Raw genomic sequence first — 13,846 nt, 5'->3', positions numbered from 1 at the left:
GATGTCCTCCTTAAACTTCGCGGGCGACAGCTTGCGTGAGCTTCGCCGGCAACTTGAATTCGACTTTTTCTTCACGGCCCGCCATCGTCGCGACATCGACGGGCCCCAGCGCGCGCAGCGCGCCGATTACATCCTCGACCATTTCTTCGGGCGCCGACGCGCCGGCGGTCAGGCCGACCGTCTGCGCGCCCGCGAACCATTCGGCCTTCACTTCCGAGCCGTCGGCGACGAGATAGCTCGGCACACCGCTTTCGGTGCCGATCTCGCGCAGGCGGTTCGAGTTCGAACTGTTCGTCGCACCGACGACGAGCAGCACGTCAACCTGTTCGCTCAACTCGCGCACGGCGGCCTGGCGATTCTGCGTGGCATAGCAGATGTCGCGCGTGTCCGGGCCGACGAGGTCGGTGAACCGGCGCTGCAGCGCTTCGATGATGCCGCGCGTGTCGTCGACCGACAGCGTGGTCTGCGTGATGTACGCGACCGGCGTGTCGACGGGCAGCGTCAGCGTATCGACTTCCGCTTCGCTCTGCACGAGGATCACCTCGGCCGGAATCTGGCCGATCGTGCCCTCGACTTCCGGGTGGCCCGCGTGGCCGATCAGGATCAGCCGGCGGCCCGCCGCGACGTACTGGCGGCCCTGCACGTGCACTTTCGTGACGAGCGGGCAGGTCGCGTCGAGCACGTCGAGCCCGCGCGTTTCAGCATCGCGCTCGACCGTCTGGGCGACACCGTGCGCGCTGAAGATCGCGACAGCGCCGTGCGGCACCTCGTCGAGTTCCTCAACGAATCGTGCCCCTTTATTACGCAGGTTTTCGACGACATGCCGGTTGTGCACGATCTCATGACGCACATAGACCGGCGCACCGTGCTGTTGCAGCGCGCGATCGACGATCTCGATCGCACGGACAACCCCCGCACAGAAGCCGCGGGGCTGGGCAAGGATGACTCGCATAAGTGAGCGAACTCCGACGACAGACGCCGGGGTTCGAGGCGCTTGGCACGCGCTTGCTCGCCCCGGCTTGATGTTATGAAGGCAGGAACGAACCGGCCGGCCAGGCCCCGGAACCCCGAATTAATCGCGCATTTTAACCCTATCGGGCCGTCCTTGCTTCGGTGCCGTGTCGGCACCGTTGCAATTGCGGGAGAGCCGCGTCGGCGCTGGCGCGCGCGGAACCCGGTAAACTGCGCGGTTTCGCGGGCGACCGCTCCGGCTGCCCGCCATCGCGCTCATTTCAAGGCCATTCGATGACCGTCGATTCTCTCGCGTATTGCCCGTCCGCCCGTGCGGCTTCGGGTGTGTTGTTCCAGACCCTTTTTGATGCCGAGCCGGCAGGCGCGCGGCGGGAGGCAGGCCGATGATGCTCGCGATCGCTTTCCTGGTGTCCGGCCTGTCGCTGGTGATCTGGATCGTGCTGCTCGTCGCGCGCGGCGGCTTCTGGCGCGCGCAGCCGGCGCGGCCGCTGCCGCCCGACGCCCGCGGCGCGGCGGCCGAGGCCGATTGGCCGGCCGTCGTGGCGGTCGTGCCGGCGCGCAACGAAGCCGACGTGATCGCCCGCGCGGCGACTTCGCTGCTCGAGCAGGACTATCCGGGCGGCTTCCACCTCATCATCGTCGACGACCACAGCGACGACGGCACCGCCGACGCGGCCCGCGCGGCCGCGCTCGCGATCAACCGCGCCGACCGGCTGACGGTGCTGACCGCGAAGCCGCTGCCGGCCGGCTGGTCGGGCAAGGTGTGGGCGCAGTCGCAGGGGATCGCGGCCGTGCAGACGCTCGGCCTGCCGGCCGACTACCTGCTGCTGACGGATGCCGACATCGGCCATCCGCCCGACGCCGTCGCGCAGCTCGTCACGCGCGCGCAGGCCGAGCAGCGCGATCTCGTGTCGCTGATGGTGCGGCTGCGCTGCGATTCGTTCTGGGAGAAGGCGCTGATCCCGGCGTTCGTGTTCTTCTTCGCGAAGCTGTACCCGTTCTCGTGGATCAACAACCCGCGCAACCGGACGGCCGGCGCCGCCGGCGGCTGCATGCTCGTGAAGCGCACGGCGCTCGAGGAAGCGGGCGGCATCGAGTCGATTCGCGGCGCGCTGATCGACGACTGCAGCCTCGCCGCGCAGATCAAGCATCGCGGCAGCGGCCGCCATCCGATCCGGCTCGATCTCGCCGATCGCAGCGTGTCGCTGCGCCCGTACGACAGCTGGCGCGACATCTGGAACATGATCGCGCGCACCGCGTTCACGCAGCTGCACTATTCGCCGCTGCTGCTGGCCGGCACGCTGCTCGGGATGACGATCATCTATCTGGTGCCGCCCGTCGTCGCGCTCGCTTACGGCGCGCGCGCATGGCCGGCGTGGCTCGCGTGGGCGTCGATGTGCGCCGCGTATGCGCCGATGCTGCGCTACTACCGGCGCTCGCCGCTGTGGGCGCCGGCGCTGCCACTCGTCGCGCTGTTCTATGTGGGCGCGACGTTTGCGTCCGCGTGGCGTTACTGGCGCGGCAAGGGTGGCCAGTGGAAGGCGCGCGTGCAGGCGCCGGTGGAGCGTTGACACACGCCGGCGGAGGCCGGCCGCCCAGATAAACCGGAGCGCTGAAAGCACACAGCCCGGATCGGCTCGAGCCGATCCGGGCTGTGTGCTTTTTGGCCGGCTTCCGGCCGATGCGCGCGCTTACCGCTGCGTCAGCATCATGTACATCTGGATCACGACGTCCGGCGAGAACGTGAACGGCACCCAGCCGTAGCCCGTGTGGCGGGCGACCAGCAGGCGGTCGCCGTTCGCCTGCTTCTGCACGGCCATCATCGGGTTCTTCGTCGTCACGAAACGCCAGCCGGCCGGAATGCCGGGCGGCGGCTCCGGCTGCATCGACGCGCGTGCGTGCGCGAGTTCCTCGATCAGCTGGCCCAGTTGCTCCGGATGCAGCGTGATCGACTGGCCGTTGATGGTGAGCGTGAGTTCGTTCTGGGACGGGCGCGCGACGTGCAGCGTCGCGTTGTCGGCAGGCGCGGCAGGGGTATTGGTTTCAGTTTCAACCGCGGTTTCGGCTTGCGCCGTTGGGATCAATGCGGTCTCGGCATCGGCCGGGGCGTCGGCGGCTTCGACCACATCGATCGTTTCCACCGTTTCCGCCGCCGCCCGCGCGGTCGCGTTCGCCGACGCTTGCGCCGCCACTGCCGGCTCGACGACATCGGCCGTCACGGCCGACGCAGCAACCGCGCTCGTCGCGGCTTCCTTGACGACGGCCTCGACCAGCGCTTCGGCGTCGACGATGGCCTTCGCGTGGTGCTGCGCGGCCGCTTCGGCCTGGGCGATCGCTTCGGTATGGCGCTGCGTGATCGCTTCGGCCGCGGCGGTCGCTTCCGCGTGGCGTTGCGCGGCTGCTTCGGCCTGGGCGATCGCTTCTGCGTGACGCCGCGTGATGGCTTCGGCCTCGGCGGTTGCGTCGGCATGATGTTGAGCGGCGGCCTGCGTATCGGCGAGCGCCTGCGCGTGCCGCTGGGCGAGCGCCTCGGCCTCGGCGATCGCAGCCATGTGGCGCTGCGCGGCTGCTTCGGCCTCGGCGGTCGCTTCCGCGTGGCGCTGCGCAGCGGCTTCGGCTTCGGCGGTCGCCGCGGCATGACGTTGCGCGGCCGCTTCAGCCTCGGTCGCGGCGGCGTGATGACGCTGCGCGGCGGCCTCGGCTTCGGCGATCGCCGCCGCGTGTCGCTGCGACGCGGCTTCGGCATCCGCGTGACGTTGCGCGAGCGCTTCGGTCAGCGCGGTGGCTTCCGCATGACGCTGCGAAGCGGCCTCGGCTTGCGTGGCGGCATCCGTATGACGTTGGGCGGCCGCTTCGGCGGCGGCGGTGGCGTCGGCATGACGCCGCTGCGCGGCTTCGGCATCGGCGGCAGCGGCCGTGTGGCGCTGCGCGGCCGCCTGCGCTTCGGCTTCCGCCGCCGCGTGACGCTCGGCCGCGGCCCGGGCTTCCGCTGCCGCGGCGCGCGCGAAGGCTTCCGCGCTGCGTGCCGCCTGCTGCGCGGCGTGGTGATCGTGGAGGAGCTGATCGACGCCCGTGGCGAGCGAAGCGATCTGATCGTTCAGGTTCATGCGTGTCTTCTCTGCGTAAGACCCGCGATTTTAACCGCTGCGCCGATAGCGGTCCGTGCGCGGCGTGTAACAAAGTGCGCAAAGCGGCGCGACGTGCGCCGCTTTGTGTTACTTGAGGTAGCCCGCCGAGCCGAACCAGTCGAGCGCATCGCGCAGCCCTTCGCGATACGGGCGCGCCCGGTAGCCGAGCTCGCGCTCGGCCTTCGCGGACGTGAAATACATCTTGTTCTTCGACATCCGCAGCCCGTCGACGGTGACGAAGGGCTCCTTCTTCGTGAACTTCGCGACCGCTTCGGCGCCGACCGCGAGCGGGTACAGCGGCCAGCGCGGCAGCGCGATCGTCGGCGCCTTGCGGCCCGTCATCTGCGCGATGTCCGCGAGCATCTGCTGCAGCGGCAGATTCTCGCCGCCGAGGATGTAGCGCTCGCCGATCCGGCCGCGCTCGAGCGCGAGGAAGTGGCCGTGCGCGACGTCGTCGACGTGCACGAGGTTCAGCCCCGTGTCGACGAACGCGGGAATCTTGCCGAGCGCGGCCTCGACGATGATGCGGCCGGTCGGCGTCGGCTTCACGTCGCGCGGGCCGATCGGCGTCGACGGGTTGACGATCACGGCCGGCAGCCCTTCGTCGGCGATCATCCGTTCGACCGCGCGCTCCGCGAGCACCTTGCTGCGCTTGTAGACGCCGATCGCCTGTTCGGCCGTGAGCGGCCGGTTCTCGTCGGACGGATCGCCGGCGCTCGTCACCTTCAGCGTCGCGACGCTGCTCGTGTAGACGATCCGCTCGACGCCTTCCGCGCGGGCCGCGCGCATCGTCGCGACCGCGCCTTCGAGGTTCGCGCGCTCGATCTCGTCGGGGTCGGGCGCCCACAGCCGGTAGTCGGCCGCCACGTGCAGCAGGTAGCGCACGCCGCGCAGCGCGGCGCGCATCGACGCCTCGTCGCGCATGTCGCCGGTGACGATCTCGGCGTCGAGATCCGCGACGTTCGTGCGCGGGCTGGTCGGGCGCACGAGCACGCGCACCGCATAGCCTTTCTGCTGCGCGATGCGCGCGACGGCCGAGCCGACGAAACCGGACGCGCCGGTGACGAGAACGAGATCGCGGGAAGTATCAGTCATGCGTTTCCTTCAGGGCCGCGCGGGCGGCGCGGCGGTTGAGCATCGGCGAGATTGTACGTGGTCGACGGGCGCGGCGACGCCCGGCCGGCGCGTGTGCGAAGCGGCCGACGCGACTACAATGCCGGGCTTGAATGCAACGGGAGGGCGACGCGATGAGCCGCAATGAACTGGACGAACGGATCGAGACCTACTACGTGCGGGTGCGCGGCGTCGTGCAGGGCGTCGGCTTTCGTCATGCGACGGTGCGCGAGGCGCATGCGCTGAAGCTGCGCGGCTGGGTCGCGAATCTCGAGGACGGCACCGTCGAGGCGATGATCCAGGGCCCCGGCGCGCAGATCGACCGGATGCTCGCATGGCTGCGCCACGGGCCGCCCGCCGCGCGCGTGACCGAGGTGACGTTCGAGGAACGCCGGACCGAGAAGCGCTTCGAACGCTTCCAGCAACAGTAAGCGGCGCACAACGACATGACGGGGTATCCGGAAGCCGGGCGCGGCCTCATGCTGTCGGTGATGGCGTCGACGCTGTTCGCGCTGATGTCGGCTTACGCGAAACTGCTCGCGCCGCTGACGGGGCTCGACATCTTCGCGTGGCGCATCGTGTGGACCGCGCCGGGCGCGCTCGCGCTGATCGCGCTGCGCGGCCGCTGGCCGGCGCTCCGCGAGCTCGCGCGGCGCAGCGCGCGCGACTGGCGCCTGCTGGTCGCGCTGCCGGTGAGCGCGGCGCTGCTCGGCGTGCAGCTGTGGCTGTTCCTGTGGGCGCCGCTGCATGGCCGCATGCTCGAAGTGTCGCTCGGCTATTTCCTGCTGCCGCTGACGATGGTGCTCGTCGGCCGCTTCTACTATCACGAACGGCTCGACCCGCTGCAATGGGCGGCGGTCGCATGCGCGGCGCTCGGCGTCGCGCACGAGGTGTGGGCGACGCGCGCGTTCGCGTGGCCGACGCTCGTCGTCGCGCTCGGCTATCCGCCGTATTTCGTGCTGCGCCGGCGGATCAACGCCGATTCGCTGGCCGCCTTCGCGATCGAAATCGTGCTGCTGTGCCCGATCGCGTTCGCGATGGTCGCGACGAGCGCGACGCGTGTCGCCGGCCATCCGCTGCTGTGGGCGGCGCTGCTGCCGGGGCTCGGCCTTCTCAGCACGCTCGCGCTCGCGAGCTACCTGAAGGCGAGCCGGATGCTGCCGATGGCGCTGTTCGGGATTCTCGGCTACGTCGAGCCCGTGCTGCTCGTCGTGGTGTCGTTGCTCCTGCTCGGCGAGACGCTGAGCGTCGCGCAGCTCACGACGTACGCGCCGATCTGGGTCGCCGTCGCGCTCACCGTATGGCACAGCGCGATGCTGATGCGGCGCTTGCCCGCGCGCGGATAACTGCATCGTCGCGATGCGCCGGCCGTGCGCAACGGGCCGCGCATCGCGCATCATCCACCGCGTCGAACCGCGCGCGTTCCGCTGCCGAGTCCCGCCGAATCCGTCGATACTGACCATCGACTGGCGCCGCGCTGACGCGAATCTGGCGACGCTGCCTGCTTCGCCGCGCAACGCTCGCGCTTGTAATCGAACAGAAGATTCGGTTGCACTTTGTTACTTAGGGTCTCCCCTGATCGGCCACTAGACTGGCCTGACCGACTTCCCTTCGTATGCAGCTTTCCATGAACGGTCATCTCCGCGCCTGGCCAGCCGGGTTGGCACGATACGGGCATACGCGTATCGTCGCCGATCGCGCTCGCCGTCTCTCTCCCGATCCCTTCCCCGGTGCGCGTCGCACCGCCGCCGCGCAGGTGCGCTCATGTCGTTGAGCCCGCCGCATGCCGCCACGGTGCAGCCGTCGCGCAGCGGCCGCCTGATCGAAATCGATTTCTTCCGAGGGCTCGTGCTGTTGATGATCGTCGTCGATCACATCGGCGCGAGCGTGCTGTCGCGCGTGACGCTGCACGCATTCGCGCTGTGCGATGCGGCCGAGGTGTTCGTGTTCCTCGGCGGCTTCGCGACCGCGAGCGCGTACGGCGCGATCGCCGAGCGCCACGGCGCGCGCGCCGCGCAGCAGCGGTTCGTGCGGCGCGCGACGCAGATCTACCGCGCGTTTCTCGCGACGTCGACGCTGATGCTCGTCGTGTCGGCGGTGCTCGATCACTTCGGCGTCGATGCGCCGAACCTCGCGCTCGACGACGTCAGCGTGATGCTCGCGTCGCCGCTCACGGGTCTCGCCGAGCTGCTGACGTTCCAGCGCCAGCCGTATCTCGCGTCGGTGCTGCCGATGTACGTGCTGTTCGCGCTCGCGTCGCCGGTGCTGGTGCCGTTCGCGCGGCGCCATCCGTGGCCGCTCGTCGCGATCAGCGCCGCATCGTGGCTCGCGGCGGGCTGGCTCGGCTCCGAGTTGCTGGACACCGACGGCTTCCGCTGGAGCTTCAACCCGTTCGCGTGGCAACTGATGTTCGTCGCCGGCGTGCTTGCGCGCTGCCAGCCGTTCTACCGGCGCGTCGCGCTCGGCCGCTGGGGCGCCGCGGCGACGGGGCTCGCGTGCGCGATCGTGCTCGGCTGCGCGAGTTACAAGCTGTTCTCGGGGCTGCCGGTGCCCGAAGGCGTGCTCAAGCGCGATCTCGCGCTGCCGCGCGTCGTGAGTTTCGCGGCGATCGCGTGGCTGATGGCCGATTGCGCGCGCTTCGGCTGGATCGCGCGGATCGCGCAGGGTGTGCGGCCCGTCGTGGCGGTCGGCCAGCGCGGGCTGATCTGTTTCGTCGCGGGTGCGGCGATCTCGCTCGTGATCGATTCGCTGCTGCATCCGGTCGCGGGCAGCGCCGATCTGCGGCATGTCGGCGTGGGCCTCGGGGCCGACGCGTGCGCGGTCGGGCTGATGATGGCGGTGGCCGGTTCGGGAACGTGGATCGCGCGATGGCGCGGCGCGGCGGCTTAGGGCCGACGCAAGCCCGTTATTGGCGTGAACCGGCCCTGGGCGCGCGCAAGAAGGGTGCGGCGCGGCAGGCGCCGCGCCGCGTCAGTGAGGTGAGCCGATACGGGAGCGGGGCGTGGCGGCGGCGTCGTCGGATTCGGCGTCGTCGCGTTCGTCCTGCGCCGGGTCGTCGCGCTCCGCGAGCACCGCGTCGGCTTCGGCCGCGGCCCGGGCGGCGCGCATCGCGGTGCAGCGCTGCGCGTGCCGGATGTCCGACAGGATCCTCAAAAGCCGCGTCGTCTTGCTTTTCATCGTGTTCTCCCGCCAGTGCGCATCTCGCGAAGCGGATGCGTTGCCTGCAACCAGTGTAGGACGCGTTCGCGTTTCCGGCGGGAGAATGTGGCGTGCACGCCGCACGCCGAGGGATAGTACTTACTGCGCGGCGGCTGCTTGCGCCTGCAGCGCTTCTTCGCGGCGCTCGTCCGCGCAGCGCTGATGCTGGCGCGACAGGCGGTTCATCAGCGGCAGCAGCAGCAGCGCGAGCAGCATGCCGATCGCGGCGAGCCAGCCGAGCTTCTCGAACAGCGACAGGTAGAGCGGCAGCGATTCGGTGGCCGGCAGTTCGTGCGACGGCATCTGCGCGAAGTTCGCGACGACGCTGCCCAGATACTGCGACACGCCCGTCGCGACGAAATACGCGCCCATCATGAAGCCGCTCATGCGCGCCGGCACGTAGCGGGCGATCATCGCGAGGCCGAGGCCGCTCACCAGCAGTTCGCCGAGCGAGTAAAGCCCGTAGCCCCACACCATGAACCACGACGACACGCGGCCGTCGACCGCGTAGCGGCCGCTGATCGTGAACACCAGGTAGCCCGCGGCGACCGCGCCGAAACCGAGCGCGTATTTCGCGGCGACCGGCAGGTCGCGGCCGCCCTTCGCGACGGCGTTGTAGACCCACACCAGCACCGGGCTCAGCAGCATGATCCAGATCGGGTTCAGCGCCTGGAACTGCGCGGCGCTCCACGTGAACAGCGTCGTGCCGAACAGCATGAAGCGCGGGTCGACGTTGCGCAGCGCGAACAGCGTCAGCGACGTCGACATCTGCACGTAGAAGATGAAGAACAGGATCACCTGCCCGATCAGCACGAGCGCCGCGATCAGGCCCGCGCGCTCCGAGCGCTCCGACTTCGCGATCATGTACGCGAAGATCGCGAGAATCGCGAATGCCGCCGTCCACACGCTGGCGACCGCGAGCTGCTTGTGCTGCAGCACGTACAGCGTGATCAGCGCGAGCGCGACGCCGCCGGCCGCGACCGCGCCGAGGCGCTTCCAGCGGATCGGCTGGTCGTCCGGTTGCGAGCCGACGTGCGCGAGCGTGCGGTGCATCAGCATGAAGTTGAGGATCGCGAGCAGCATGCCGCCGCAGCAGACCGCGAACGCGGTGTGCCAGCCCCAGTGATCCTTGATCCACGGCGTGGCGAGCATCGACACCGTCGAGCCGATGTTGACCGCCATGTAGTAGATCGTGAACGCGCTGTCGATGCGCGCGTCGTCGCCTTCGTAGATGCGGCGCACGAGGTTCGCCGCGTTGGCCTTGAACAGGCCGTTGCCGACGACGATCACGCCGAGCGACGCGTACATGTACGTCAGCTGATCGTTCGGCACCGCGAGCATCAGGTAGCCGGCGCACAGCACGGACGCGCCGATGATCATCGTGCGGCGGGCGCCGAGCACCTTGTCGCCGATCCAGCCGCCGATCGACGGCGCGGCGTAGACGAGTGCGGTAAACGCACCCCAGGTCAGGTTCGCGTGGCTGTCGGTGAAGCCGAGCCGGTCGACCATGAAGAGGACCAGGAGCGCGGCCATGCCGTAGTAGCCGAAGCGCTCCCACATTTCGATGAGGAAGACCGTCGTAAACGATCGGGTCTGTGAAACAGGTGCGTGCATCATCAATCTCGTTTGAAACGGACGGCGCGGATCGCGCGTCGCCTTGGGGTCGAACTGGCGCCGGAGCACTGTGGCCGGGTAGGCTTGCGTCGGCGATGGAGCAATCGGGCGGTTAGCCCGGGCCGGGGGCGGACTCCGCCGGAGAAGGCGGAGCGCGGCCCCGACCGGCGCGCGAATGGTAACGTTTGCCGGTCCGGTGCGTCGGGTCCGCGCCACTTAGGGAAACTCCCGATATGGCGGCAGCTTTCAGGAACATTTGTCTCATCATCTACTTGTAAGCTTGACGCCGGTTCTCCGCAAATTCCCGGAGAGCCGCTTGCAGCTTGCCTGTGAAGCCTTCGAGTCTGGCAAGATAGCGCGTCGTTTCGCTCGCTTCGGGCCCTGTTTAGTGCACCGGGCTCAACGCCGAAGACGTGGGCGAACCCGAAGATTAAGCTATCTCTAATTAACTTAGTTACTTTCCATCAAACATTTTTTGACGACCACTTTTCGGCCTGCTATGGTTCCCCCCACTGAAAACTCGCGATCGGCAGACGCTGTCGCACTGGGCAGCAAGATTCGCGCGTTGCGCCAACGTCTGAAGCGCACGCTCGACGACACCGCTACCGCCGCGGGGATTTCGAAGCCGTTTCTGTCTCAAGTCGAGCGCGGGCTCGCGTCGCCGTCACTGACGTCGCTGGCCGGTATCGCCCACGCGCTCGGCGTGACGGTGCAGTACTTCGTCGATACGCCGAGCGAGGAACGCTCGGTGTGCCGAGGCGATCAGCTGCGCTTCTTCGGGTTTGCCGATTCGGCGAACCTGTTCGCGCGACTGACGAACGTATCCGAAGGGCGCCAGCTGGAGGCGATTCTCGTGAGGATGCCGCCGGGGCAGAAACGGTCCGAGGTGACGACACATGCAGGAGAGGAGTTCCTGTACGTGATTGAAGGGGAAGTGTCGCTGACGCTGGAAGGCAAGACGTTCGTCCTGCAGGCCGGCGACAGTTCGCACTATCAGTCGACGGTCCCGCACAGCTGGGTCAACACCGCGAAGATCGAGTCGGTGGTGGTCTGGGTCGGTACGCCGCGACTGTTCTAACGCACGGGTATTCCTTCGTTTCTTCGACGGGATGCCTGTCGAAAGAAATGTAAGGAATACTAACATGCAATACGAGAATCACGGGCCTCCTCAATCGCTGCCCCCGTCAGCGTCTCACGCGTAAGCCGCGGCATCCGCCGCGCGACGCCCACCGAACCACCTTCTCAAGACTGCCACGATGAAATCCTTGCATGCCATGTCGGCCGTGCTGGCCGCGCTCGCCCTGACGACGCCCGTCGCCCACGCCGTAACCGTTCCGTCGAACGTCGCGCTCGCTCCGCAACAGGACCTGACGCGACAGGTGCCGGCCGAAGTCGAGTCGCTCGACCCGGCGCACATCGAATCGTGGACCGGCAACACGATCGGCCTCGACCTGTTCGAAGGGCTCGCGCGCATCGATGCGGCTGGCCAGGTCGTGCCGGGCGTCGCACTGTCGTGGGAACGCAAGACGCCGCAGACGTGGATCTTCAAGCTTCGCCACGACGCGAAGTGGAGCAACGGCCAGCCGGTGACGGCCGCCGATTTCGTCTATTCGTGGCAGCGCCTCGTCGATCCGAAGACGGGTTCGAAGTACACGATCCTCGTCGAGTTCATCAAGAATTCGAAGGACATCATCGCCGGCAAGGCCGCACCGACGACGCTCGGCGTGCGCGCGGTCGATCCGTACACGCTGGAAGTGACGACCGACGTGCCGGTCGCGTTCTTCCCCGAACTGACCGCGATGGCGCCGCTCGTGCCGGTGAACAAGGACGTGGTCGCGAAGTTCGGCGACGCATGGACGCGCCCGGGCAATCTCGTCAGCAACGGCGCATACCAGCTCGTCGACTGGCAGCCGAACAACCGCATCGTGATCTCGAAGGATGCGAAGTACTGGAACGCGCCGAAGGTCGTGATCAACAAGGTCACGTACCTGCCGATCGAAAGCGACGAAACCGCGATGCGCATGTACCAGGCCGGGCAGATCGACTACAGCTACTCGATTCCGTCGGGCATCTTCCAGCAGGTCAGCAAGCAGTTCGGCGCCGAACTGCGCCCGGGCCTGCAGCTCGCGACTTACTACTACTACCTGAACAACAGCGACCCGGCACTGAAGGACAAGCGCGTGCGCCAGGCGTTGTCGATGGTGATCGATCGCGACGTGCTGACGTCGAAGCTCACGCAGGCCGGCGAGAAGCCGATGTACGGGCTGATGCCGAACGGCACGAAGGGCGTGCGGCCGTTCACGCCGGAATGGGCGTCGTGGCCGATGGCCAAGCGCATCGCGACCGCGAAGGACCTGCTGAAGCAGGCCGGCTATTCGGACGCGAAGCCGCTGTCGTTCACGCTCACGTACAACACCAACGATCTGCACAAGAAGGTCGCGCTGTTCACCGCATCGGAATGGCGCACGAAGCTCGGCATCACCACGAAGCTCGAGAACGTCGAATTCAAGGTGCTGATGAAGCAGCGGCATGACGGCAAGGTGCAGATCGCGCGCGACGGCTGGTTCGCCGACTACAACGACGCGATGACGTTCTTCGACCTGATCCGCTGCGGCAGCTCGCAGAACACCGTCGGCTACTGCAACAAGCAGGTCGACGCGCTCGTCGAGGAAGGCAACCAGAAGCTCGACGACAACGCGCGCACCGCGCTGCTCACGCAGGCGCACGACATGGCGATGAAGGACACGCCGATGGTGCCGCTGTTCCAGTACTCGGCCGACCGTCTCGTGAAGTCCTACGTGGGCGGCTATTCGCTGAAGAACGTGATCGACATGCGTGCTTCGCAGGACCTGTACCTGATCAAGCACTGACGGAGCGATCATGCTGGCCTACGCATTGAGGCGCACGTTGTGGGCGGTGCCGACGATCCTCGCGGTCATCACCGTCTGCTACCTGCTGCTGCATTTCACGCCCGGCGGCCCGTTCGATACGGAGAAGCAGCTGTCCGCCGCGACGCTCGCGAACCTGAACGCGAAGTACCACCTCGACGAGCCGCTGTGGAAGCAGTACCTGCTGTATCTCGGCTCGCTGCTGCACGGCGATCTCGGCCCGTCGTTCCGTTACGTCGACTGGTCGGTGAACGATCTCGTGAAGAAGGCGCTGCCCGTGAGCCTCGGCGTGGGCGGCGTGTCGATCCCGATCTCGATCGTGCTCGGCGTGCTGCTCGGCACCGTCGCGGCCGTGCGCCGCGACAGCGTGATCGACCGCTTCGTGATGCTGATCGGCAACTTCGGCAACGTCGTGCCGCCGTTCGTGCTCGGCCCCGTCATGGTGTGGATCTTCGCGATCCTGCTGAAGACGTCGGCCGGCAACGGCTGGCTGCCGGCCGGCGGCTGGGGCGACGGCGGCTGGCAGTACCGGCTGCTGCCGATCGCGCTGCTGACCCTCATCAACGTGTCGCTGCTCGCGCGCGTGATGCGCGGCTCGATGATCGAGACGCTGTCGAGCAACTACATCCGCACCGCGCGCGCGAAGGGCCTGCCCGGCTCGACGATCGTGCTGCGCCATGCGCTCAAACCCGCGCTGATGCCGGTCGTGTCGCTGTTCGGCACGGTCTGCATCACGTCGATCACCGCGGCCGTCGTCACCGAATCGGTGTTCGCGCTGCCGGGCCTCGGGCAGCTCGTCGTGAACGGCGCGATCAACCGCGATTACACGCTGGTGCTCGGTCTCGTCGTGCTGACGACCGTCTTCGCGGTGCTGTTCAACCTGCTGGTCGACCTCGCGTACGCATGGCTCGATCCGCGCATCCGTTATTGAGC

The 13,846-nt window shown here is 67.9% G+C and carries 12 protein-coding genes; 7 read left to right on the top strand and 5 right to left on the bottom strand.

The window, feature by feature from the left end; all coding sequences use genetic code 11:
- Window positions 1–10: 10 nt before the first annotated feature.
- The gene (ispH, locus tag QZM72_RS05035; RefSeq protein WP_089470829.1) at window positions 11–952 is read right to left on the bottom strand and encodes a 4-hydroxy-3-methylbut-2-enyl diphosphate reductase; all 942 of its coding nucleotides are present in this window, start codon (window positions 950–952) and stop codon (window positions 11–13) included.
- A gap of 403 nt (window positions 953–1,355) precedes the next feature.
- On the opposite strand from ispH, the gene QZM72_RS05030 reads away from it, so the two are divergent.
- A complete protein-coding gene (locus QZM72_RS05030) occupies window positions 1,356–2,543 on the top strand; it encodes a glycosyltransferase (protein WP_301737383.1) in 1,188 nt (395 codons plus the stop codon).
- A 120-nt stretch (window positions 2,544–2,663) separates the two neighbouring features.
- On the opposite strand, the gene QZM72_RS05025 is transcribed toward QZM72_RS05030, so the two are convergent.
- Together QZM72_RS05025 and hpnA are read right to left on the bottom strand one after the other, a co-directional pair.
- Complete coding sequence (locus QZM72_RS05025; protein ID WP_301737382.1) at window positions 2,664–4,079, bottom strand: phage tail protein; 1,416 nt, start codon at window positions 4,077–4,079, stop codon at window positions 2,664–2,666.
- Window positions 4,080–4,187: 108 nt separating this feature from the next.
- Window positions 4,188–5,195, bottom strand: a complete 1,008-nt coding sequence (gene hpnA, locus QZM72_RS05020; protein WP_011353724.1) for a hopanoid-associated sugar epimerase — start codon at window positions 5,193–5,195, stop codon at window positions 4,188–4,190.
- Window positions 5,196–5,347: 152 nt separating this feature from the next.
- Here hpnA and QZM72_RS05015 point away from each other — a divergent pair, with 152 nt between their 5' ends.
- From QZM72_RS05015 to QZM72_RS05005, 3 genes are all read left to right on the top strand, one after another.
- Window positions 5,348–5,644, top strand: a complete 297-nt coding sequence (locus QZM72_RS05015; RefSeq protein WP_006480292.1) for an acylphosphatase — start codon at window positions 5,348–5,350, stop codon at window positions 5,642–5,644.
- Window positions 5,645–5,659: 15 nt separating this feature from the next.
- Entirely contained in the window at window positions 5,660–6,559 is a 900-nt protein-coding gene (gene rarD, locus QZM72_RS05010; protein ID WP_301737381.1) for an EamA family transporter RarD, read from the top strand.
- A gap of 418 nt (window positions 6,560–6,977) precedes the next feature.
- Window positions 6,978–8,102 (top strand): OpgC domain-containing protein, encoded by a 1,125-nt coding sequence (locus QZM72_RS05005; protein ID WP_301737380.1) that lies wholly within the window; start codon window positions 6,978–6,980, stop codon window positions 8,100–8,102.
- 81 nt (window positions 8,103–8,183) lie between these two features.
- Here the strand turns inward: QZM72_RS05005 and QZM72_RS05000 are convergent, their stop codons facing one another.
- Window positions 8,184–8,390, bottom strand: a complete 207-nt coding sequence (locus tag QZM72_RS05000) for a hypothetical protein (RefSeq protein ID WP_089470822.1) — start codon at window positions 8,388–8,390, stop codon at window positions 8,184–8,186.
- A gap of 120 nt (window positions 8,391–8,510) precedes the next feature.
- A complete protein-coding gene (locus QZM72_RS04995; protein ID WP_301737379.1) occupies window positions 8,511–10,028 on the bottom strand; it encodes a peptide MFS transporter in 1,518 nt (505 codons plus the stop codon).
- 496 nt (window positions 10,029–10,524) lie between these two features.
- On the opposite strand from QZM72_RS04995, the gene QZM72_RS04990 reads away from it, so the two are divergent.
- From QZM72_RS04990 to QZM72_RS04980, 3 genes are all read left to right on the top strand, one after another.
- Entirely contained in the window at window positions 10,525–11,103 is a 579-nt protein-coding gene (locus tag QZM72_RS04990) for a cupin domain-containing protein (RefSeq protein ID WP_011548888.1), read from the top strand.
- Window positions 11,104–11,281: 178 nt separating this feature from the next.
- Window positions 11,282–12,895, top strand: a complete 1,614-nt coding sequence (locus tag QZM72_RS04985; RefSeq protein ID WP_301737378.1) for a peptide ABC transporter substrate-binding protein — start codon at window positions 11,282–11,284, stop codon at window positions 12,893–12,895.
- A 10-nt stretch (window positions 12,896–12,905) separates the two neighbouring features.
- Window positions 12,906–13,844, top strand: a complete 939-nt coding sequence (locus QZM72_RS04980) for an ABC transporter permease subunit (RefSeq protein ID WP_089470820.1) — start codon at window positions 12,906–12,908, stop codon at window positions 13,842–13,844.
- The last annotated feature ends 2 nt before the right edge of the window (window positions 13,845–13,846 follow it).

Source organism: Burkholderia sp. AU45388, from assembly GCF_030481585.1.
Taxonomy (GTDB): Bacteria; Pseudomonadota; Gammaproteobacteria; order Burkholderiales; family Burkholderiaceae; genus Burkholderia; species Burkholderia sola.
Note: the sequence above shows the minus strand (reverse complement) of the source record. Positions and strands in the feature narration are given on the sequence as shown.